Below are 19,467 nucleotides of genomic sequence, written 5' to 3'. Positions count from 1 at the left end.
ATGGTAAAACCTATAGTGAGAAAAATACAATTAACAGGAGGATCAACATACATAATATCTTTACCAAAGACATGGGTAAAACAGTATCTCCTTCAACCAGGGGATGAGATAGAGATATTTCAAGATAGACACGCAAGATTAATTTTGGTTCCAAAAAAGAGTGAAAGTAATGAAAAAAAAGAGAAAAAAATCTCCTTAAATTGTGATAGGCCAGATATTAGTTTTGTAATAAGAGAAATTATAGCCTACTATATGGCTGGATTCACGTTATTAACAGTGAGTTGTAGTAAATTTTCTTCTGAAGATAGGGAAAGAATTAAAGAAACTATAAGAAATAGATTATTAGGTGCTGAAATAATAGATGAAGACTCAAATTCATTAACAATTCAGTTTCTAGTAAGTGAAAAAGAGCTTTCTCTCACAAAATCAATTACAAGAGCTGCTAACATATCGTACAACATGTTAAGAGATTCATTTAAAGCATTATATGATGGTGATTCGGACTTATCGAAAGAGATCATCAGTAGAGATGATGATGTAGATAGATTTTATTTCTATATAGTAAGACAGCTTTCGTTATCTATAGAATATCCAGAAATAATTGAAAATGAAAAATATAATTTGACACAATTAGTTAATCTTTACTCTGTTGCAAAATCTATTGAGAGAGTCTCAGACCATAGTTTGAGGATTGTTGATCAATTACCAATTCTAGGAAAATTAGAGGAAAAAGAAATATACGATCATGGTAACGAAGTAGCAGACTTCTTTAAGAGTTCTATAAATGCATTTAATGAAAAAGATAAAGATATGTCTCATAATATCATAAATAAAGAATTTGAGTTACTATATAAAAATAGAAGCTTATCAGAAAAAGTGTTAAACTTAAACTATAGTCCTAAGAAGACCAGTTCACTTCTAATTATACTAGATTCAGTAAGAAGAGTTATAAGATATTCAATAGATATAGCGGAGGCTACAATAGATCTTCTGGCTAAGCAAACTGAACAAAACGAAGAATTAGATAATTGAATTTAATGTTATTATACGATTTTACTAACTCTTCTATTGTTTTACTCTTTTTAACCTTGTTAGCTAATAATAATAAAGATTCCCTATCCTCAATAATATATACTCCTCTTCTGTAAAGCAAAAGAAAACAATTTGTAGTGAGAACACCTACCGCTATATACCCTTTTATAAATAATTGATCAGCTGTTTCTATGTCCTTATGTGAGAACAAACATATATTAGGATGCGTATGAGTAGAAGCCAAAGCACTAGGATGTGGTATAACGACCTTGTCCTCTTCTCCCTCTAGAATTATATAATGACCATCATCTAGGAGAATATTAATGTACTCTATTTCTGATTCTTTAGTCTTAACTGCGTAAGTAGACATGGTAGATAGAATAAACTTAACATAAAGTTCAGCAAAATAGTCGTAAAGAGAAAGATAGTCATAAGATGCTTTACCCTTTTCTGTATCATAAACTCCTGTGATAGTATATAATTTACTGAAATCTGTAGTGGGAACTTCATTAAATTCTTCGTGAATCTGTTCAGCTTTATTTATCAATTCTGCTATTTTCGAAAGTTTTTCGCTCAATTCATCTAGGTTAATTTTCTGTTCTTTTGCACTCATTAATTTTCACTTCTTGAGTCTCAATTATTTTCTTTGCTTCAGTTACAGGGTCTTTAGACTCATATATACTTCTTCCTATTATTTCATAATCAGCTCCATTACAGATAGCATCACCAATCATAGCCCCTTGAGCACCAACTCCAGGAGAAATGATTATTTTATTCCTAAAATCATTCCTTACAATTCTGATCATGTTAGGTCTAGTTGCACCAACTACAAATCCTTTAGGATCTATTGTCTTAGCTATATTTTTTAAATAAGGGTAAAATTCATCATTCCAGCCTTTATGAGACATTGATAAGACAAGATATAAGGACTTATTCTGATTTTTCAAAAATTCTGATAATTTATCTAAGGCGCCTTCAATGCCTACAAAAGAATGTGCAATGAAAGAATCTGCGTAATTAATAAATTTAGATACTATAAGAACCATAGTATTATCTATATCAGCAAGTTTTAAATCAAATATTATTTCATCCCAGTGGAGTTTTACTATATCATCTAGATATTCTATATTTTCAAGAATTAATGGATAGCCTATTTTAACCTTATGTATATATTTATTTATTTCTGATAGAGTAGAAAGAGGTATTTGTCTATCTAACGAAAGAATCACTCTATTCAATATTTTTCACCAAATATTCTTTTATATTATTTTTATCGTTATCCGAAATTAAACTAGAATTTAGCAAATACTCCAAAATCTCCCTAATTTTATATACAGAAATTAGTTTGACTCCATACTCACCTAGTTTTTTCTCTGCACCTTCTTCTCTATCAACTATAACTAAACTTGCTACAACTCTTCCGCCTTCAGAGTTAATTATCTCAACGGCCTTACTTAGGGATCCACCTGTAGTAGCAACATCATCAACTAAGAGTATCTTCCTTCCGCTTACATCTGCCTCAAGGATCTTATCTGTACCATACCCTTTCTTTTCCATTCTTATATATCCTAAAGGCTTTCCCATTCTGCAAGATATGAATGATGCAAAAGGAATTCCTCCAGTTGCTATTCCTATGATCATATCAAAATCTATATTTTTTATCTTATCTATTGCCTTATTTACAGTATCAGAAAAAATTTCATAGTAATTAGATAATCTTCTTAAATCTAGATAATATGGGCTTATCTTCCCAGATGTTAAAACGAAATTACCTATCAAGAGAAGCTTATTCTCAACTAAGGATTTAATAAAATCCATGAATTAGATTATGAAAGAAAGAGTTTAAATAATCATTGAACGAAGATAAATAAAGGGCATTTGTGAAGGATATAATATCAGTATATGATTTTTCAAAAAGCGATTTTGATGAATTATTCGAATTGACTGATAAATTACGAAATATGCCAATATTTCCAAAAATATTGAAAGAGAAAACTGTAGCATTAGCATTCTTTGAACCTAGTACTAGAACGTATTTAAGCTTTAGTAAAGCAGCAATAAACCTAGGAGCATCAACTATAGGATTTTCTGGAGAGGAAGGCACTTCTATTGCAAAGGGAGAAAATCTAGCTGATACAATTAGAATGCTAAACAATTATGCTGATATGATAGTGATTAGACATAAATTCGATGGAGCAGCAAAATTTGCTTCAGAAATTTCAGAAATACCCGTGATTAACGCAGGGGATGGGAAACATGAACATCCAACACAGACAGTTATAGATTTTTACACAATTTATAGAAATTTCAAAAACATAGACGGTTTAACATTCGGCTTAATGGGAGATCTTAGGTATGCTAGAGTAGTTAATAGCTTTTTAAGAGCACTAACAAGATTTAAGCCAAAAAAAGTTTACTTGATCTCTCCTCCACAATTATCTGCTAGAAAAGAAATATTAGAAGAATTGAATTATCCTTACAGAGAAGTTATTGATTATAATGAGGTTATTGAAGAGATAGATGTGCTGTATGTTACTAGAATTCAAAAAGAGAGATTCCCAGATGAAAGTGAGTATGAAAAAGTTAAGGAAAGTTATGTGGTAGACATGAATTTAGTATCCAAAATGAGGAAAGATGCAATAATTTTACACGCATTGCCTAGAGTCAACGAGATTAGTAGAGAAGTAGATAAGACTCCTCAAGCTAAGTATTTTGAGCAAGCTTCTTACGCTGTTCCAGTAAGAATGGCAATCTTCCATAAGATTGTAGGTGAATAAAATGGAGACCGTTAATAAAAAAGAACTAATAGTAAGTAAAATTAAAAATGGCACAGTAATAGACCACATACCGGCAGGAAGAGCTTTAGCTGTACTTAGAATATTAAAAATTGCAGAAGGTTATAGAATAGCTCTGGTTATGAATGTAGAAAGCAAAAAGATGGGTAAGAAAGATATTGTAAAGATCGAGAATAAAGAGGTAGATGAAAAAGAAGCTAACCTAATAACGTTAATAGCACCTACTGCTACAATAAACATAATTAGAGATTACGAGGTAGTTGAGAAAAAGAAACTAAAGATACCAGATGTTGTTAAAGGTCTCCTAAAATGTACTAACTTAATGTGCATTACCAACAATGATGTTGAGGCAATGCCAGAATTTAAGAAAATAAGTGAAAAACCGTTAAAAATGAAATGCGTATACTGTGATACAGTAATAGACGAAAATGAAATTCTAAAACAAATTTTGGGTAGCAAAAGTTGATTTATTCTGAAATTTTATACTCTAAAAAGATTAGCAATAATTTATACGAAATTGCTACTTTTTTCCCACAAAAACCTCAGCCAGGGCAATTCGTAAGTTTAATTATAGCTGGAGAGAAAGAGATTCCGTTGAGTATAACTGATTATTATGAGGGAATCTTATTTTTGCATGTATCGCCAAAAATTTATGATTTAATACGAGATAGAAAGAAAATACTTATAAAAGGACCTTTAGGAAGACCATTAAAGCTTACAGTATCAAGCATACTAGGAATTGCGTATAAAGACCTTCTTTACGACATTCTTTATATATTAAGAGAAGCTAAAAGAAAAGGAATTAATGTAAAAGTGAGATGCATTGAATGCAATACTAAAGAGTTCCCTAAAGCAGACGATGAAAAAGCTGACCTTATAATTGCCTCTGTACCAAAAGATATGATCTCTTCCTTGCCTAAAGAAGCATTAGTTTACGTAAGATGGGTAAAAATGAATTGTATGTTAGGAGTTTGTGGAGTTTGTGAAATTAAGGAGAATCTTGCATGTATTGATGGACCTCTTATAAAGGTGAGTAAAATTGTGGATTAAGGGAAAAGCATGGTTTAATAATTCAATTGATACTATCTGTATTCAAATTGATAGATTTATAAAAAATATTAAAAAAGACTGCAAACCAGACATAGAATTTAAGGAAAACCAACTTATACTACCAGCCTCAATAGATATGCATGTCCATGTAAGAGGAGCGCAATTATCTTATAAAGAAACTGTCGCAACAGCAACTAGTGAAGCAGCATATGGAGGCATAGGACTTATTGTAGATATGCCAAATACTTTACCACCAGTTAATACTTACGAGAGAGTAATTGAAAGGATAAGAGAATTTGAAAATTATTCAAGAACTGATTTCGGAATATATTCTGGTGTAACTAAAGAAATAGAAAAAATAGATACTTTACCTATTGCTGGATACAAGATTTACCCAGAAGATTTAGACAGAACAGAGACTAAAGTGTTGTTACAAAAAAGCAAGAAATTAAAAGTACTTCACCCAGAAATACCGCTGGCATTAAAAGTACCAAGAAAGTTAAGAAATATATGGATGGAAATAGCAGCCCTTCATTATGTTCAAGGAAACGTTCATATTACACATATTACAAACTACGAAACAGTAAAAATAGCCAAAGAACTAGGTTTCTCTACTGATATTACGCCACATCATCTTCTAGTTAATGGTGAAAGAGATTGTATTACGAAAGTTAATCCTCCAATAAGAGATTATTTAACCAGGTTAGGGCTTTGGAGAGCATTATTTGAAGTTGATACAATTGTGAGTGATCATGCACCTCATTCAAAAGATGAGAAAAACCTAGATTATGAGCTGTGCCCAGCTGGTATTGCGGCTGTTTCATTTACTACTCCCTTTATCTATTCACTTGTTTTTAAGGATTTATTAAACATAGAAAGAGCCGTAAATCTACTTTCAAAAAATCCAGCTAAAATTCTTAATATACCTTATGGAGAAATAAGAATTGGGTATGTTGCTAATTTTACAATTATTAGTAAAAATGATTGGAAATATAGGACTAAATTCTCTAAAGTTACTGAAACACCTTTAGATAATTTCCCCCTAGAAGCAAAAGTTGAGTTTACTATTGTCCAAGGTAAAATAGCTTTTGATGGGAAAAATGTATTACCGATAAGAGGTGTAAACGCGTTTGATAAATCTAGCAGGTATCCAGTTTAAAGATCCTATTATCATATCTTCTGGCATAGTAACATTATCTAAAATACAAGAAGTGTGCAAAAACTACTTACCATCTGCTATAACAACTAAAACATTGACTCTTAAGCCACTTAACCCCCATGATCCACCTACACTAGTAAAATTTCATGATAAGTGTTATCTTAATGCTATCGGTCTTGGAAACCCAGGAATAGACGAACTAAAGAAAATAAATGAAGAGGAGTGCAAGCTAATTGTTAGTGTTGGTGGAAGTAGTATTGATGAGATAATGGAAGTTATAAAGAGAGTTGACAGAGGGGAGATCATTGAATTAAACTTGAGTAGCCCTAATAGGAAGGGGTATGGAGAAAGTCTAGCTTCTTACGTTTATGAGGTCGTAAAGAATGTGAAAGGAGTAACTAATAAACCCGTATTTGTTAAGTTAGGGCCTTGGGATAATATAATAGAGAGTGCTGGTCGAGCTATATCTGCTGGAGCTGACGGGCTTTCACTTATTAACACAGTAAAAGGAATGGTCATAGATGTAGAGACATTTAAGAAAGTCATGCATTATGGTACTGGAGGAATATCTGGGAAATGCATTCATCCTCTAGCCGTAAGAATTATCCATGACGTGTATAAAGAGTATAACGTTGATATTATAGGTATGGGTGGTGTCTTTTCCGGGATAGATGCTATTGAGCTAATGTCTGTTGGTGCAAAATTAATAGGGCTTGGTACTGTAATCATTGATGAAGGATATTCTAGTATTATAAGGATAAGAAAAGAAATGGAAGAATATTTAAAAGAAAAAGGATTAAAATATTCAGATATAATAGGTGTAGCAGTGAAAAAATGACAAGAATGACTATGAAAGGAAGGGATATAGAATCTCTTCTTTTTATGGGTAAGATAAAATCTGTTAACGTTGAATATTGCGATGAAAGTAAAAAGATGGCTAAAGTTGTCGTAGAAACAATTGATGGTGATATAGTAGAGACAGAATGTATAGCAACTAGAGCTGCTGGAAAGATATCAGTTGTTATTAAACATTATTTAAGAATGGGCGTTGATAAACTAATTATTCAAGATAATGATATAAGTAATGTTAAAAATGTGGATACGGAGGTAGAAGAAGATGAAGTTCAGGATAGACAAGATACCTAAAAGTGAAGAGGACTTAAACGAGATTCAAAGAGAGGTAGAGGAAGAGGAACAGCATCACCATCATCATGAGCATAGTGAAGAAGAATTACTTACAGAATTGTACATGTCGCTTCAAGGAATAGAGGGAAGAGTTACAGAACTTGAAAAAAGTAATGATGAGTGCAAAAAAGAAATATCTAGATTGTATAAGATAATTAGTAAATTACTATTAGCTACTCTTATTGAAAATAAAGATGAGAGAATTAAAAATCTTAAAGATATTATAGGCTTATTAGAATGAGTAGTTTAGATGCTATAGCTGTTATAACAGTAAAGTTATTTGCTATAATAGATCCTTTTTCAGTCCTTCCATATCTATTAGCAGTATATGAAGAGGCTATTAAAGAGGGATCTGATAAAAAAGTCAGTTGGAACTTTATAGTTAATAAGATAACTATAGCTATCATAATTCTTCTAATAATTTTCTCTATATTAGGAAGACCATTATTAGACTTCCTAGGAATTTCGCCTCAAGCACTTGAAATAGCTGGAGGAATTCTACTTGTATACCTTGGAGTAGATACCATGGGCGGTTTCCAGCAATTAAGATTTGTTAGAAAACTAGAAGAGGCAATTATAACACCAATTGCGACCCCACTTCTTGTAGGACCAGGAACAATGACTGCATTGATAACATTGTCGGTTAGTTATAGTCCATTAATTTTAATAATAAGTAGTTTAATAGTTACTTTTCTAGTTTACTTATCTCTACTAACTGGACCTTTCATAGTAAAAGCACTAGGTGAAACTGGTACAGTAGCTGCTGGTAGATTTACTGCAATAATTATTGCTGCATTTGGAGTTCAGCTAATACTACAAGGTATATCTCAACTAAAGTTTGCATGATAAATCCCTTCGTAAGATGAAAATTTTTTAATCACCTCATCAATTTTATTATGAAATTTATGTCGGATAAAAGACGTGTTGAAATAGATACGGTAGATAAAAAATTGCTTATGGAGTTGTTAAGAGATTCAAGAGTTAGTTTAAGAAGATTAGCAGAAGAAATGAACGTTTCTCCTGCAACATTACATAATAGACTCCTTAGGTTAATGCAGGAAGGTGTTGTAAAAGGTTTTATAGCATTATTAGACTATACTAAATTAGGCTATTCTCTCACTAGTATTATTATGGCTAAAGTAGATGGTAAACATTTGGTTGAATTTGAAAAGGAAATCTCAAATTATGATAATGTTATAGCAGTTTATGATATTGTAGGAGAATATGATGTTGCAATAGTTGCTAAGTTCAGAAGCGTAGAAGATTTAGATAGCTTTCTTAAAAACTTACTAAAGAACCCAAAAGTTGAAAGAACGCACACTAGCATTGTTTTAAATGTTGTTAAGGAGGATCCAAGAATAAGAGTAATATGAATTTTTAATGATAAATCATTACCAAAAGCCTTATATACAGTATTATGACTTTACTCTTTTATATGGTGAAATAATGAAGTTCTGCCCTAAATGTGGAGGAGTAATGATACCGACTAAGAAGGACGGAAAAGAGATACTGAGATGTACTAAGTGCGGTTACGAGATGGAACTTACAGCCAAGGATAAAAAAGAATATAGTGTAAAAGAACAAAAGGACAAAAATAGTAGAGTACTTACCACGTCATTAGTTAGTGATAAAGGAGAGAGAAAATTAGAAGAAGAGCAATTAGAACAAGAAAGAGAAGAATATTATAAAGAAGTTGGATTAGAACTATTAAGAGAAGAATTAAGTGAAGAAACAGAGTCAGATGAGGAATAATCTTATCTTCTCAGCATATTCTGACATTTCCTTTTCATCGTTATATTTTGTCCTTTTAGACATGGAGTCAATATCTTTTCCATCATTAAAATATCTTGGAATTACATGGATATGTAGATGAAATATATGTTGTTCAGCTGCTTTACCATTGTTAGATACAATATTTACCCCATCTGCTCCCATCTTTCTTAACGCTATTGCAACTTTCTGTACAACTTCTATCACTTTGCCTAATTTCTCTTTTGGAACATCGAAAATATTTTCATAGTGATCTTTAGGAATTACTAGAACATGACCCTTATTAACTGGATTAATATCTAAAAATGCCATTATTTCTTGGTCCTCATAGACTTTTTGTGATTTTATCTCTCCTTTAACTATTTTACAAAATATACAATTATCTACTTGCATCGATTATAAATAGAGTAAAAACTTTAATGTTTTGCTTCCTTTACTATAAGCTGATGAAAATATCTAACGTAGAAGCTAAATACGTATTAAACCTAAAAAATAGACAAGTTGTAGTAGAAGAAAGTAGAAATGAGAAAGGAGAAAAAATCTATTCGTTTTATGTTTTAACTTCTGCTAAACTTTCTAACGGAGAAGACTGGAACGAAGATTTAAGTAATGCTAAGACAATAGAGAAAAGAGAAGATTTACCTGAGAACCTTAGAAAGATATTAAGAAATGTTTTAAGTAGTTTATAAACAGTCTTTATAAATATAGATATACTATATAAAGAGAGGTGATTGCTTGGAAGAGCACTTTGATTTTATTTTAACCACTGATAGATGTTTAATGACGAATCATCACGGAAAAGAATTTCTAGGCTTCCTAGCTACAGGACCAGCAGTAGGAATACCAGAAACTGTTTGGAAATGGTTGGCATGTCCAAAAATGAAGACTGATGATTTAGGAAGACCAGTTCAAGCACCGTATGGAATGAGAAAAATAGAGGCTGCATTAATAGATGCTGGGTTTAAAGCTGCTATAATTGATCCGGATCATTTAAATAAACATTTACCTTATGCAAAAGCATTAATGTTCTCACATCACGATTATTTTGCATTTGGTCCTCCATCTTCTACTTGGTGGGGAATAACTAGAAGAGAGCCAGTAAATTATAAGAGTTTTATGGAATTAGTAAATAGGCCAGAGATAAGAAAAGAAAAAGAAAGAGGAATGAAGATTTTAGCTGGTGGACCATCAGTTTGGCAATGGTTATGGAGAGAAGATATGATAGAGAAAGTAGGGGTTGATACACTTGTTGATGGAGAAGGAGAGAAAGCAGTAGTAAAATTAGCTCAAATGATATTAGATGGTGAACCTTTACCCAAATATGTATATATAGGAGCTGATGAGGCTCCATCAGTAGATGAAATCCCAGAAATTAAAGGGGCTAGTGTTAATGGGTTAATAGAAATTATGAGAGGATGTGCACGTTCATGTAGATTTTGCTCCGTGACACTAAGACCTACAAGATACTATCCATTAGAAAAAATTGAGAAAGAGCTAATGGTTAACGTAAGAAATGGTGTAAAACATGGAGTTGTACACAGTGATGATGTATTATTTTATGGTGCTATAGGAATTTATCCTAGACCAGAACCACTAATAAAGTTGCATAAATTAGTAAAGAAATATTATAAAACGATAGCTTGGAGCCATGCTAGCTTAGCAGCAATAAGATATTCAGAAGAAAAGTATGGATTAATTTCGAAGCTTATGGAAATAGTGTTTGAAGATGGAAACCAAAGTTATTTAGGTGTTGAAGTAGGGATAGAAACGGGTTCAGCACGGCTTGCTAAGGAAATAATGCCAGCTAAATCAGCACCCTATAAAGTTGAAGAATATCCAGAGACTGTAGAACAAGCTTTCAAAATCATGCATGAAAATAAGATTATACCAGCTGGAACTATGATAGTTGGATTACCAGAAGAAACAGAAGATGATGTATACAAGACTATAGAGCTTGTTGATAACTTAAGACCTTATAGAAGTATATTAGTACCTATGTTCTTTGTACCTATGGGATACTTTAAGAATAAGGACTGGTTTACCAGGATTAAATTAACTGAAGCTCATATAGAACTGTACAGAAAAGTATTCTGGCACGACGTATATTGGGGAGAGGAAATAATAGATCACTTTTACATGAAAGGACCCCTATACTATCCAGTAAGAATGACATTAAAATTATTCCTCAGAGTAGCTAAAAGAATGATGAAAAAGATAGAATCAAACCTAGAATATTATTTAAAGAAATAATTTTTATTAAATATCTTTATTTATTCTTTTCTAGGATATATGTAATCTTTAGGAGCCCTACTAAATGGTTCTAAGTATTTTTTGAGCACTTTAGGTATTTCAACTACACCATCTTCTCTCTGGTAATTTTCAAGGATTGCTGTTATAGTCCTAGTACTAGCTATAGCAGTACTATTTAACGTGTGTACATAACCTTTCTTACCTCCCTTTTCTACATATCTTATCCTCATTCTATATGCCTGCCAATCAAGACAATTACTACAACTTACCATCTCTCTAAACTTAGCTTGTGCAGGCATCCATACTTCTAAATCATACTTTTTAGCTGCACATGCACCTAAGTCACCAGTTGCGATATTTATGACCCTATATGGTAATCCTAATCCTTGAAATATCTCTTCTGCATTCCTTATTAATTCTTCATGTAATTTCCAACTATCTTCTGGAGATGAAAAGATAAATTGCTCCACTTTATGAAACTGATGAACCCTAAATATACCTTTCAAATCCTTATTTGCAGCTCCAGCTTCTTTCCTAAATGCAGGACTTATACCAACATATTTTAATGGAAGTTTCTCTTTAGGTATTTCCTCCTTAAAGTATAAGGCCGCTATTGGATGTTCTGCGGTAGCAATAAGATAAAGATCTTCATTTTCTATCTTATAAATTGCGTCCTTAAATGTATCTAAATCAATAACGCTCTTTATGACCTCCCCTCTTAACATATATGGAGGAAGTACTAAAGTATATCCTTTACTTGTCATCGTGTCTATTGCATAATTAAGTAATGCAATATCTAACCAAACTATGTCATCAAATAAATAGTAGAATCTGGCACCGGCTACTTCTGCTGCTTTCTTGGTATCTCCTAGTTTTAGAACATTTTCTAACATATCTGCATGTCCAACTGGCTTCCAATGTATAATTTCATAATCAACCCTATTTCCTTTTAATTGACTAAGAAACTCAGCTTCATCTTTTTCATATACTTTAAATTTTCCCCAAAATCTTATAGGAACGCTATATGTTTCATCAGGCCCTATAGGAGCAGAATCATCTACTATATTAGGCAATTGCATTAATATGTTATCTCTTTCATTCTCTATATTATCTAGCTCTTTTTCCTTTTCTTCCAATGCCTTCAACAATTCTTTTGCTTTCTTTATCAACTCTTGTCTCTCTTCTGGTTTGGCCTTAGGAATAGAGGAGCTTATAACATTGTGCTCATGCCTTAGCTTTTCTACTTCTTGTAGTGTTTGTCTCCATTTTTTATCTAACTCTACAGCTCTATCAACCAAAGAGACATCTATAAATCTTCTTTTTATATATTCCTTAAGTTTATCCGGATTATTTCTAACTAACTCTAATATACTCCAAGACACAATTAACAAAAAACACAAAAGAATTTATGCCTTCTGATCTTGTTGATCTTGTCCTTCTGGTAATCCATATGTTTGAATCCACATCTCAACAATATCATAACCATATAATTGCTTGAACCTTTCTCTTCCCTCGGGGGTCATTTTTAACGGATTCCATGGTGTATCTAAATCAATATCTACATCTACTGATTTTGCAGGAACTGTTTCTTTAATTACTTGCTCCACTGTATAAATTAAATCATCTACAACAGGGCAACCAGGAGCCGTTAATCCCATACGAACATAAACATCCCCTTCATCGCTAATTTTTAATTCATAAATAAGACCTAAATTTACAATATCCACTGGAATTTCTGGGTCATAAACTTGCGTTAAAGCTTCCATAATCTTTTTCTTCCATTCCTCTTTGTTAATATTTTGCTGAGTAGACATTTTAACCGTATTTAATTACCACTTCATATATTTTAAACTCTTCATTAAATTAAATCTGAAAAATTCCTATAGAAGCAACTCCTATTCCCAGTATGACATACAGGGCCAACCGATTTGACTAAGAAAACCATAGCATCTCCATCACAATCAATTTTAAAATCTTCAACTAATTGAAAATGGCCACTAGTCTCTCCTTTTAACCATAACTTCTTCCTACTTAGTGACCAAAAATGAACATATCCAGTTGTCAAAGTTTTAAAAACTGCTTCTCTATTCATATGCCCAACCATTAGAACTTCTTTAGTTTTGTAATCTTGAAGAACAGCTATTATAGTAGAATCTGTATGCCTAAACCATAATTTTTCTATTAACTTAGAGGCTTCATTCTCACTCAGTTTCATCATCTTTTAACCCACGAATAAAAGTTTCTAAGGAATATCTTACCAGTTACACTGCTCTTTTCAGGATGAAACTGAGTTCCTACAGCAAAATCATTACATACTACAGCTGGGTATTTAATTCCATATTCACTATAAGCAACGTAATCATTTGTATACGCTACATAACTATGGACATAATATACATATTTACCATCTAAGCCTTCAGTCAAATTACAAGAATCTTTATTAACAAATAACTTGTCCCAACCAATATGAGGAAGTTTTACGTTAGCATAAATTTTATCAACTTTACCTTTAAACCATCCTAAACCTTTACTCAAACCCCCCTCAGTTCCTTCATCAAACATTACTTGCATACCTAAACATACGCCCAAAAACTTTACTCCTCTCTCTCTCAGCTCATTAAATTTATCCTTCATAGAATTTAGATAGGAAGAGACTGCAGAAAACGCACCTACACCAGGCAATACTATGACATCTTCATCTCCTTCTGGTAAGAAAGAAATCTTAACATTAAACCCAACTCTTTCTAGACCAGCCTTAATGCTGAACAGGTTTCCTACACCATAGTTTATTAGAGTAGCTTTCATCACTTCATCCTCCTTTTTAGCTCCTCATAAACATCTTCTGGCTTAACTCCTTCTACAGCCATTAATACGAAAAGATGATATATTAAGTCTGCTACTTCACTAATAAATCTCTCTCTCCCTTCACTTAATGAAGCCACAATTACTTCCGTAGCTTCCTCACCCACTTTTCTAGCTATATAAGGTTTACCTTTTTCTAGCAATTTTACAGTATAACTACCTTCCTTCTTATTGCTTATCCTATCTAAAATAATGGAATATAGCGTATCTAATACATTACTACTCATACCTAACACCAATACTGTCAGCATGAAATACGAAACCTTCATATTTTGCTAAAATTTTAGAAGCTTCAACAAGTTTTTTCTCTGGATTCGACGTAGAAGCATACATTATCATCTTTAGATAATCATAAACTGATATTCCACCTCTAATTTTTGCCCAACCATTTGTAGGTAAAATATGATTTGGACCAGCAGAATAGTCAATTATTGCTGGAGGGGTATTTCCCAAAGTTACAGCTCCAGCGTTTTTCACTCTTGGTAGATATTCTCTAGCATTAGAAATTTGTAAAGATAAATGCTCTGGTGCTATCTCATTAGCAATATCTATTGCTTCATCTATAGAATTTACTTTGATGACATAATAGATATTTGAATCTACTTCAAGTTCTTTAGATACAAAGTTAATAATCTTATCTGAATTGGAAAGCAAAACTAGAAAAGTTGACTTCCCATGCTCAGCTTGAGCTTTCAAATCTAATATTATGTTAGAGGGATTAGCGGTTTCATCAGCTATAATAACTAATTCAGTAGGACCTTCAATACCATCTATACCAACATCACCACTGACTAAATATTTTGCCGCTTGAACATAAATATTACCAGGGCCAACAATCTTATCCACTTTCTTAACAGTTTGAGTTCCATATGCCATCGCAGCAATTGCTTGTGCACCACCAATTGTATAGATTTCTTTAACTCCAAGCTTAAGAGAAATATATGCTATAGCTGAATTTATTTTAGTTGGAGGAGAAGAAACATAAATTTCCTTAACACCAGCAACTAAAGCAGGAACACCAGCCATTAATAGTGTTGACGGGTATGCTTTCTCACCACCTGGCACATAAATTCCTACTCTCTCGATACTTTTCCACATCACTCCGTAATCTATACCGTTAGCACTACCTCCTATAATATTTGGTGGTTTAATTGAATTGTTAAATTCGTATATCTGTGTAAAGATTACATCTATTGCCATTTTTAAATCTTGTGAAATCTGAGAAGCTAGCTTATCTACCTCAGGAAACTTTATGGATGTAAGTTTTACTTTATCGAATTTTTCTTCGAGTTCTATTAAAGCCTCGTCACCTTTTTGCTTAACATAACTAATAATCTTCTCTACATCTTGAAGTACTTTGGTAAAATCATTAGGTCTTTGCTTAGGTAACTCCTTTAATATCATACTCTCACCTCTATACCCTTCTCTAACAAAAACCTTTTAAGTTCAGGGATCTTAATAACGCCATCATGAAAAACACCTGCAGCCAACGCTGCATCCGCAACTTTTAAGACCTCATAAAAATGTTCCATTTTCCCTGCACCACCACTAGCAATAACTGGAATATTTACAGAATTATTTACCTCTTTTGTAAGCTCAATATCATATCCTTCTCTTGTACCATCTTTATCAATACTTGTAAGCAAAATTTCCCCAGCACCCAATTTTTCTACTTCTTTTGCCCATTGAATTGCGTCTATACCGGTATTATAGGTACCAGATCTAGTAAAAACTATGAACGAATTATTAACCCTTTTCACATCAATTGCTACAACAACTGCTTGAGCACCAAATTGCTCAGAGGCCTCAGTTATTATCTTTTTGTTTTCAACTGCTGCTGTATTTATACTTACTTTATCAGCACCATTACCTAGAATTCTTGAAACATCTTCTATTGTTCTTATTCCCCCTCCTACCGTCAGTGGTATAGATAATACGCTAGCCGTATTTTTTACTACTTCTAGTAATGCTTTTCTTCCTTCTATAGTAGCTGTAATATCCAAAAATACTATTTCGTCCGCTCCTTCTTCTTCGTATCTAGATGCTAATTCTACGGGGTCTCCCTTATCTTTTAAGTTAAGGAAATTTACACCCTTGACTACTCTACCGTTTTTTACATCTAAACAAGCAATTATTCTTTTAGCTGTCATAAAGATCCCTTTAGACTGTAAGTTTCTTCATAAACTATTCTAGAAGCTTCATACAACGAAAAACCAAGACCCTTAAACGATGCTTCGATAACATGATGAGTATTCCATCCTCTTAATTGAATAATATGCATGTTCACCCCAGAATTATAAGAGAAAGTTTGAAAGAAATGAATAATATTCTCTGTTGCCAAACCTCCAATCTCATCTCTTTCTAAATTAAGTTCAATATTGCTTACTCCTCTTCCAGAAATATCTACAGCAACCAAAACTAAAGCATCGTCCATGGGAATAATTTGATGAGAAAACCTTCTTATTCCCTTCTTGTCACCTAAAGCTTCTTTAAAGGCCTCTCCAATAACTATTGCAGTGTCCTCTACAACATGATGATCATCGAAATTTTGTTTATCTTCTGCAATGAGAGTAGCAGTGGAATTCATATAATAGAAAAGTGTTGAAAGCATATGATTAAGAAAATTAACTGGAGTAGATACTTTTACCTCTCCTTTCTTATCTATATCTAGATATAATTCTATTTTAGTTTCTTTAGTTTCTCTGATTTTTCTTACACTCCTAGTAGACATATTTTATCCCTCTTAAACTGCCAGAATAAAAGCTCATACCTATTATCGCATAATTAATACCATACTCATTTAACTTATATAAATCTTCTATAGATCCTATTCCACCAGCGTATTCTTTTAGTCCTTTTATTCTTATAACATAATTTTTCACGTTGTTATCAATTCCTCTCTTAGTACCCTCATTCTCTACATAAGTAAATATATAACCCAAGGAATCATAAGAAAGAAGAAAATCTAAAACTTTTATTGATTTCTCTTTCCATCCTCTTATTAATACATAACCTGAGGAATCATAATCAACAGAAAGTAAAATTTTATCTTTTCCTATTATTTTTTGTATATCCATAAAAGATTTAGGATCTTTTATTGGTAATGTGGAAATAACTATAGCAGAACAATCGTAATCTAGTAATCTCTCAGCTTTTTCAACATTTCTGATCCCCCCACCAACCTGAACCCACTTAAAACCTATTTTACATATATCTTTAACATATTCCTCATTATTTCCGTTCTCTTCAGCGGAATCTAAGTCAACTACATGTAGATAATCATAACCTTCCTCGTAAATCTTATATGCTATCTTAACGGGGTTACCGAGAATTAAACCAGAGCCTTTTACACCTCTTATCCTTTTCACTGCCTTCCCTTCACTAATATCAATACTGGGTACGACTTTTAACATTATTTCACCACTTTCTCTATATTAACTACTACAATATCCCTAGCACCATTAGCTTTTACTTTAGCTATTACTTCCGGTATAAGATCTTCATCAACTACCGTTATAACTTCCCATGCATCACTTTTTGCTAGTTTTGATAGCGTTGGAGAAAGCATAGCTGGAAGTGATGCTATAACTTTATCCAATTTATCATCTGGAACATTCATAAATATCATTTTCTTATTTCTTGCCATTAAAGCCCCTTTCATCATGGTTAAAAGCAAATTTATTTTATCAGCTTCTTCGCTTTTTACCCAATTTCTATTCGCGATAACTACAGCACTACTTTCTAAAATTGTATCTAAAGGTTTTAAGCCATGAAGTTTTAGAGTAGTCCCAGTACTCATAACATCTATTATAGCATCTGCAGCACCCAAAGATGGCATTACTTCTGCAGCACCACTGATTTTAACTATTTTAGCTTTTATATTCTTCTTTTCAAGATACTGTTTTGCGATATTATAGTACTTTGTAGCTATCCTTATTTCATCTTTAATTTCTTCAACTCTGTCAATATTCCAACTCACTGGAACAGCTAAGACAATTTTTGATTTTCCAAAATCAAGTCTGATTAATTCATCAACATCAGAATTTGACTCAATTACATAATCATGCCCAGTTATTCCTAACTCTGCGGCACCAGATTCTACTATACTAGGAATATCCTCAGTCCTAACCATAACTAGTTGTACTCCCTCCCAATTAGTGGGTATTATTAAAGCTCTATCATCGGAGAAATTCCCTTTCACTCCTACTGAAGCTAAAAATTGAACAACAGGATCTTTTAATCTGCCTTTATTTGGAATTGCTATTTTCAATTATCTCACCTAAATATTTTAATAGAGCATCAACTTGTTCCTTTGTGCCTACACTTATCCTATAATAACCTATAATTGGTTTTCTAATCGCTACACCCTTATTCAGTAATGGGGATAATAGGTCTCTCTCATCCTTTACAAAAACAAAATTTGTAAGGGAATTGTATACTTTTAATCCAAGTTTTCTGAGACCATTAAGAAGGTATTCTCTATTCTTAGTTATTTCTTCTACTATTTTTCTAACATATGAAGGATTTTCTAAAGCCGTAATACCAGCTATGTATCCTGGTAGCGAAATGTCAAATGGTGTAGCCCCCTTCATTAGATTCTTAATAACTTCTTCATTCCCAATTAAATACCCGACCCTGTAGGATGCCAATGAAAAAGCCTTACTTAACGTTCTTACTATGAGTAGGTTAGGATATTTGTTAATAAGTTTAGCAACTGTATAGCCAGAGAACTCGTAATATGCCTCATCAATAAGTATAAAGCCATTAATACTTTCCGCTAAGGCTCTTACTTTGTCTTCCTCTGCCTTCAACATAGGTGAACCAGTAGGATTATTTGGATCATCAATTATAACAAGTCTTGCATTTTTTGCCTCATCTAAAAACTTTTCAAAATTCATCTTCCACCAGTTATCATTTTCTATCAGATTTACTCGAGTTAATTTTAACCCTCTGACTGAAGCATATACTTTATACATGCTATAAGATGGATTATTTATTACAACTTTATCTCCAGTCTGTATAAGGTTATAAAATACTGCCCTTAATGCCCCATCTCCTCCTGGAGTTGGATATATATTCTTTGGTTCTACTCTGTTATATTCTGCCATTAATTCTCTTAATCTTTCTAGTAATGAAGGATGTTGATATCTATTACCTAAATGCAAATATTTCTTTACTTCCTCTATTATAAAATCTGGTGGTGGAAAAGGAGATTCATTTAAGTGTAACCTTATGCCATCATTTATATCATTGAAGCTATATTCTTCTGCTTCAATTAGCCAAGGATATATAAGGTTTTTGATGTCAAAGGTTGGTGCAATAAGAAACCCTACTTATTTCATGAAGAAAAGCAAATAAGCTTTT

29 protein-coding genes are annotated in these 19,467 nt (G+C 32.5%); 14 read left to right on the top strand and 15 right to left on the bottom strand.

The genetic code is table 11. The features are described 5' to 3' along the window. Entirely contained in the window at positions 1–1,032 is a 1,032-nt protein-coding gene (locus D1869_RS08315; protein WP_156014687.1) for a phosphate signaling complex PhoU family protein, read from the top strand. Here D1869_RS08315 and D1869_RS15475 read toward each other — a convergent pair. From D1869_RS15475 to pyrE, 3 genes are read right to left on the bottom strand one after another with little or no spacing between them, the layout of a single operon-like run. Beyond that, positions 995–1,645, bottom strand: coding sequence for a hypothetical protein (locus D1869_RS15475; protein ID WP_156014686.1), 651 nt, complete (start codon positions 1,643–1,645; stop codon positions 995–997). The two genes, D1869_RS08315 and D1869_RS15475, sit on opposite strands and share 38 nt — an antisense overlap. Next, a complete protein-coding gene (gene pyrF, locus D1869_RS08305; protein ID WP_156015940.1) occupies positions 1,620–2,261 on the bottom strand; it encodes an orotidine-5'-phosphate decarboxylase in 642 nt (213 codons plus the stop codon). Before pyrF ends, D1869_RS15475 begins: the two co-directional genes overlap by 26 nt. A 1-nt stretch (position 2,262) precedes the next feature. After that, positions 2,263–2,850, bottom strand: coding sequence for an orotate phosphoribosyltransferase (gene pyrE, locus D1869_RS08300; RefSeq protein ID WP_010979530.1), 588 nt, complete (start codon positions 2,848–2,850; stop codon positions 2,263–2,265). A 62-nt stretch (positions 2,851–2,912) separates the two neighbouring features. On the opposite strand from pyrE, the gene pyrB reads away from it, so the two are divergent. From pyrB to D1869_RS08250, 10 genes are all read left to right on the top strand, one after another. After that, entirely contained in the window at positions 2,913–3,809 is an 897-nt protein-coding gene (gene pyrB, locus D1869_RS08295) for an aspartate carbamoyltransferase (protein ID WP_156014685.1), read from the top strand. A 1-nt stretch (position 3,810) separates the two neighbouring features. Continuing rightward, complete coding sequence (gene pyrI, locus D1869_RS08290) at positions 3,811–4,293, top strand: aspartate carbamoyltransferase regulatory subunit (RefSeq protein ID WP_156014684.1); 483 nt, start codon at positions 3,811–3,813, stop codon at positions 4,291–4,293. After that, positions 4,290–4,877: a 2-polyprenylphenol hydroxylase gene (locus D1869_RS08285; protein ID WP_156014683.1), complete on the top strand. Its 588-nt coding sequence runs from the start codon at positions 4,290–4,292 to the stop codon at positions 4,875–4,877. Before pyrI ends, D1869_RS08285 begins: the two co-directional genes overlap by 4 nt. Continuing rightward, entirely contained in the window at positions 4,867–6,036 is a 1,170-nt protein-coding gene (pyrC, locus tag D1869_RS08280) for a dihydroorotase (RefSeq protein ID WP_156014682.1), read from the top strand. Before D1869_RS08285 ends, pyrC begins: the two co-directional genes overlap by 11 nt. Then, complete coding sequence (gene pyrD / locus D1869_RS08275) at positions 6,008–6,874, top strand: dihydroorotate dehydrogenase PyrD (protein WP_156014681.1); 867 nt, start codon at positions 6,008–6,010, stop codon at positions 6,872–6,874. Before pyrC ends, pyrD begins: the two co-directional genes overlap by 29 nt. Beyond that, positions 6,871–7,182: a hypothetical protein gene (locus D1869_RS08270; RefSeq protein WP_156014680.1), complete on the top strand. Its 312-nt coding sequence runs from the start codon at positions 6,871–6,873 to the stop codon at positions 7,180–7,182. Before pyrD ends, D1869_RS08270 begins: the two co-directional genes overlap by 4 nt. Then, the gene (locus D1869_RS08265) at positions 7,154–7,462 is read left to right on the top strand and encodes a hypothetical protein (protein WP_156014679.1); all 309 of its coding nucleotides are present in this window, start codon (positions 7,154–7,156) and stop codon (positions 7,460–7,462) included. The genes D1869_RS08270 and D1869_RS08265 overlap by 29 nt, the downstream gene beginning before the upstream one ends. Continuing rightward, positions 7,459–8,067, top strand: a complete 609-nt coding sequence (locus D1869_RS08260; RefSeq protein ID WP_156014678.1) for a MarC family protein — start codon at positions 7,459–7,461, stop codon at positions 8,065–8,067. Before D1869_RS08265 ends, D1869_RS08260 begins: the two co-directional genes overlap by 4 nt. A gap of 59 nt (positions 8,068–8,126) precedes the next feature. Further along, complete coding sequence (locus D1869_RS08255; protein ID WP_156014677.1) at positions 8,127–8,594, top strand: Lrp/AsnC family transcriptional regulator; 468 nt, start codon at positions 8,127–8,129, stop codon at positions 8,592–8,594. Positions 8,595–8,667: 73 nt separating this feature from the next. Then, positions 8,668–8,973, top strand: coding sequence for a zf-TFIIB domain-containing protein (locus D1869_RS08250; protein WP_010979520.1), 306 nt, complete (start codon positions 8,668–8,670; stop codon positions 8,971–8,973). Here the strand turns inward: D1869_RS08250 and D1869_RS08245 are convergent. Beyond that, positions 8,959–9,384, bottom strand: a complete 426-nt coding sequence (locus tag D1869_RS08245; protein WP_010979519.1) for an HIT family protein — start codon at positions 9,382–9,384, stop codon at positions 8,959–8,961. The genes D1869_RS08250 and D1869_RS08245 overlap by 15 nt on opposite strands. Positions 9,385–9,437: 53 nt before the next feature. Here D1869_RS08245 and D1869_RS08240 point away from each other — a divergent pair, with 53 nt between their 5' ends. Together D1869_RS08240 and D1869_RS08235 are read left to right on the top strand one after the other, a co-directional pair. Then, on the top strand, positions 9,438–9,680 hold the full coding sequence (locus D1869_RS08240; RefSeq protein ID WP_156014676.1) for a hypothetical protein: 243 nt from the start codon (positions 9,438–9,440) through the stop codon (positions 9,678–9,680). A 91-nt stretch (positions 9,681–9,771) separates the two neighbouring features. After that, entirely contained in the window at positions 9,772–11,241 is a 1,470-nt protein-coding gene (locus D1869_RS08235; protein WP_156015939.1) for a B12-binding domain-containing radical SAM protein, read from the top strand. Positions 11,242–11,261: 20 nt separating this feature from the next. Here the strand turns inward: D1869_RS08235 and serS are convergent, their stop codons facing one another. The 11 genes from serS to hisC are packed head-to-tail and all read right to left on the bottom strand — an operon-like array spanning position 11,262 to position 19,394. Next, a complete protein-coding gene (serS, locus tag D1869_RS08230) occupies positions 11,262–12,623 on the bottom strand; it encodes a serine--tRNA ligase (RefSeq protein WP_156014675.1) in 1,362 nt (453 codons plus the stop codon). Positions 12,624–12,647: 24 nt separating this feature from the next. Further along, the gene (locus tag D1869_RS08225; RefSeq protein ID WP_156014674.1) at positions 12,648–13,055 is read right to left on the bottom strand and encodes a metal-sulfur cluster assembly factor; all 408 of its coding nucleotides are present in this window, start codon (positions 13,053–13,055) and stop codon (positions 12,648–12,650) included. A 44-nt stretch (positions 13,056–13,099) separates the two neighbouring features. Further along, positions 13,100–13,450, bottom strand: a complete 351-nt coding sequence (gene hisI / locus D1869_RS08220; RefSeq protein ID WP_184650937.1) for a phosphoribosyl-AMP cyclohydrolase — start codon at positions 13,448–13,450, stop codon at positions 13,100–13,102. Positions 13,451–13,455: 5 nt separating this feature from the next. After that, positions 13,456–14,046 carry an imidazole glycerol phosphate synthase subunit HisH gene (gene hisH, locus D1869_RS08215; protein WP_156014673.1) on the bottom strand — a complete coding sequence of 197 codons (591 nt, stop codon included), beginning with the start codon at positions 14,044–14,046 and terminating at the stop codon, positions 13,456–13,458. Then, complete coding sequence (gene hisE / locus D1869_RS08210) at positions 14,046–14,330, bottom strand: phosphoribosyl-ATP diphosphatase (protein WP_052846573.1); 285 nt, start codon at positions 14,328–14,330, stop codon at positions 14,046–14,048. Before hisE ends, hisH begins: the two co-directional genes overlap by 1 nt. Further along, a complete protein-coding gene (gene hisD / locus D1869_RS08205; protein ID WP_156014672.1) occupies positions 14,323–15,507 on the bottom strand; it encodes a histidinol dehydrogenase in 1,185 nt (394 codons plus the stop codon). The genes hisE and hisD overlap by 8 nt, the downstream gene beginning before the upstream one ends. Continuing rightward, positions 15,504–16,253 (bottom strand): imidazole glycerol phosphate synthase subunit HisF, encoded by a 750-nt coding sequence (hisF, locus tag D1869_RS08200; RefSeq protein ID WP_156014671.1) that lies wholly within the window; start codon positions 16,251–16,253, stop codon positions 15,504–15,506. The genes hisD and hisF overlap by 4 nt, the downstream gene beginning before the upstream one ends. Beyond that, the gene (gene hisBd / locus D1869_RS08195) at positions 16,250–16,834 is read right to left on the bottom strand and encodes an imidazoleglycerol-phosphate dehydratase (protein WP_010979510.1); all 585 of its coding nucleotides are present in this window, start codon (positions 16,832–16,834) and stop codon (positions 16,250–16,252) included. The genes hisF and hisBd overlap by 4 nt, the downstream gene beginning before the upstream one ends. Beyond that, complete coding sequence (gene hisA / locus D1869_RS08190; protein WP_156014670.1) at positions 16,824–17,516, bottom strand: 1-(5-phosphoribosyl)-5-((5-phosphoribosylamino)methylideneamino)imidazole-4-carboxamide isomerase; 693 nt, start codon at positions 17,514–17,516, stop codon at positions 16,824–16,826. The genes hisBd and hisA overlap by 11 nt, the downstream gene beginning before the upstream one ends. Next, the gene (hisG, locus tag D1869_RS08185) at positions 17,516–18,373 is read right to left on the bottom strand and encodes an ATP phosphoribosyltransferase (RefSeq protein WP_156014669.1); all 858 of its coding nucleotides are present in this window, start codon (positions 18,371–18,373) and stop codon (positions 17,516–17,518) included. The genes hisA and hisG overlap by 1 nt, the downstream gene beginning before the upstream one ends. Beyond that, on the bottom strand, positions 18,351–19,394 hold the full coding sequence (gene hisC, locus D1869_RS08180; protein WP_231113806.1) for a histidinol-phosphate transaminase: 1,044 nt from the start codon (positions 19,392–19,394) through the stop codon (positions 18,351–18,353). The genes hisG and hisC overlap by 23 nt, the downstream gene beginning before the upstream one ends. On the opposite strand from hisC, the gene D1869_RS15695 reads away from it, so the two are divergent. Further along, positions 19,336–19,461, top strand: a complete 126-nt coding sequence (locus D1869_RS15695) for a hypothetical protein (RefSeq protein ID WP_269203968.1) — start codon at positions 19,336–19,338, stop codon at positions 19,459–19,461. The two genes, hisC and D1869_RS15695, sit on opposite strands and share 59 nt — an antisense overlap. The last annotated feature ends 6 nt before the right edge of the window (positions 19,462–19,467 follow it).

The organism is Sulfurisphaera ohwakuensis, assembly GCF_009729055.1.
Taxonomy (GTDB): domain Archaea; phylum Thermoproteota; class Thermoprotei_A; order Sulfolobales; family Sulfolobaceae; genus Sulfurisphaera; species Sulfurisphaera ohwakuensis.
This window is presented reverse-complemented; position numbering and strand designations above follow the sequence as displayed.

Coding starts and splice junctions, on each gene's coding strand:
- D1869_RS08315 (WP_156014687.1), top strand. CDS start 1: ATGGTAAAACCTATAGTGAGAAAAATACAATTAACAGGAGGATCAACA.
- D1869_RS15475 (WP_156014686.1), bottom strand. CDS start 1,645: ATGAGTGCAAAAGAACAGAAAATTAACCTAGATGAATTGAGCGAAAAA.
- pyrE (WP_010979530.1), bottom strand. CDS start 2,850: ATGGATTTTATTAAATCCTTAGTTGAGAATAAGCTTCTCTTGATAGGT.
- pyrI (WP_156014684.1), top strand. CDS start 3,811: ATGGAGACCGTTAATAAAAAAGAACTAATAGTAAGTAAAATTAAAAAT.
- D1869_RS08270 (WP_156014680.1), top strand. CDS start 6,871: ATGACAAGAATGACTATGAAAGGAAGGGATATAGAATCTCTTCTTTTT.
- D1869_RS08265 (WP_156014679.1), top strand. CDS start 7,154: ATGAAGTTCAGGATAGACAAGATACCTAAAAGTGAAGAGGACTTAAAC.
- D1869_RS08260 (WP_156014678.1), top strand. CDS start 7,459: ATGAGTAGTTTAGATGCTATAGCTGTTATAACAGTAAAGTTATTTGCT.
- D1869_RS08255 (WP_156014677.1), top strand. CDS start 8,127: ATGTCGGATAAAAGACGTGTTGAAATAGATACGGTAGATAAAAAATTG.
- D1869_RS08250 (WP_010979520.1), top strand. CDS start 8,668: ATGAAGTTCTGCCCTAAATGTGGAGGAGTAATGATACCGACTAAGAAG.
- D1869_RS08245 (WP_010979519.1), bottom strand. CDS start 9,384: ATGCAAGTAGATAATTGTATATTTTGTAAAATAGTTAAAGGAGAGATA.
- D1869_RS08240 (WP_156014676.1), top strand. CDS start 9,438: ATGAAAATATCTAACGTAGAAGCTAAATACGTATTAAACCTAAAAAAT.
- D1869_RS08235 (WP_156015939.1), top strand. CDS start 9,772: ATGACGAATCATCACGGAAAAGAATTTCTAGGCTTCCTAGCTACAGGA.
- D1869_RS08225 (WP_156014674.1), bottom strand. CDS start 13,055: ATGTCTACTCAGCAAAATATTAACAAAGAGGAATGGAAGAAAAAGATT.
- hisH (WP_156014673.1), bottom strand. CDS start 14,046: ATGAAAGCTACTCTAATAAACTATGGTGTAGGAAACCTGTTCAGCATT.
- hisE (WP_052846573.1), bottom strand. CDS start 14,330: ATGAGTAGTAATGTATTAGATACGCTATATTCCATTATTTTAGATAGG.
- hisD (WP_156014672.1), bottom strand. CDS start 15,507: ATGATATTAAAGGAGTTACCTAAGCAAAGACCTAATGATTTTACCAAA.
- hisF (WP_156014671.1), bottom strand. CDS start 16,253: ATGACAGCTAAAAGAATAATTGCTTGTTTAGATGTAAAAAACGGTAGA.
- hisBd (WP_010979510.1), bottom strand. CDS start 16,834: ATGTCTACTAGGAGTGTAAGAAAAATCAGAGAAACTAAAGAAACTAAA.
- hisA (WP_156014670.1), bottom strand. CDS start 17,516: ATGTTAAAAGTCGTACCCAGTATTGATATTAGTGAAGGGAAGGCAGTG.
- D1869_RS15695 (WP_269203968.1), top strand. CDS start 19,336: ATGCCATCATTTATATCATTGAAGCTATATTCTTCTGCTTCAATTAGC.